This is a genomic window from Spiroplasma sp. ald (genome assembly GCF_044714355.1).
Lineage (GTDB): Bacteria > Bacillota_I > Bacilli_A > Mycoplasmatales > Mycoplasmataceae > Spiroplasma > Spiroplasma phoeniceum.
In genome coordinates, this window is record NZ_RXFY01000197.1 from 1 (window position 1) to 609 (window position 609).

General features: G+C 29.4%; 1 pseudogene. It reads left to right on the top strand.

Features of this window, described 5'->3' with window-relative positions:
• Positions 1-609: pseudogene (locus EHU54_RS06100) on the top strand (hypothetical protein); the annotation flags it as partial.

The following is a 609-nucleotide window of genomic DNA, read 5'->3' on the forward strand; positions in this document are numbered from 1 at the left end:
TACTGGTGGTGGTTGTTTAACTGAAGAAGATAATGATATTGAAAATAATAGTTCATCTTTAAATTTTCCACAATTAAAAAAAGATGAATATCATTTTATTAATCAAAAAACAGAACAAAATAGTTTAAAAAATGATGAAAATTTAAATATTTATTTAATTAAAAATGAAAATAAGGTTATAAATAAATATAATTCTCTTTCAAAAGAACAAAAACAACAAAAATTAAATGAAATAAATCAACATTTTCAAACATTATCTAAAAATGATAAAAAAGGTTTTAAAGATAAATTAAAAGAAGTTGGTTTGGGGCTTGCTTCTTCCGGAATTTCTGGTGCTGGAATTTTAGGAATTTCAAAAATGACTGGAATATCACCAATAAAAAGTTTATCAACTACTGTTAATTATATCAAAAATAGTTTATCAACCACTCGTGCCGTTGTTTCATCAGGAACGGAGGAAGCAGTAGAAATGATCCCACTTTTATCAGAAAGTACTGTAGCAGAAAGTTTAACAGCGGCTGAAACTTTATCAGTTGCAGAAGGAGCCACAGTTGCAGCAACTGAAGGAGCAGTTATTGGAACAGAAGCTGGTGCTGCCGCGGCTTTAGC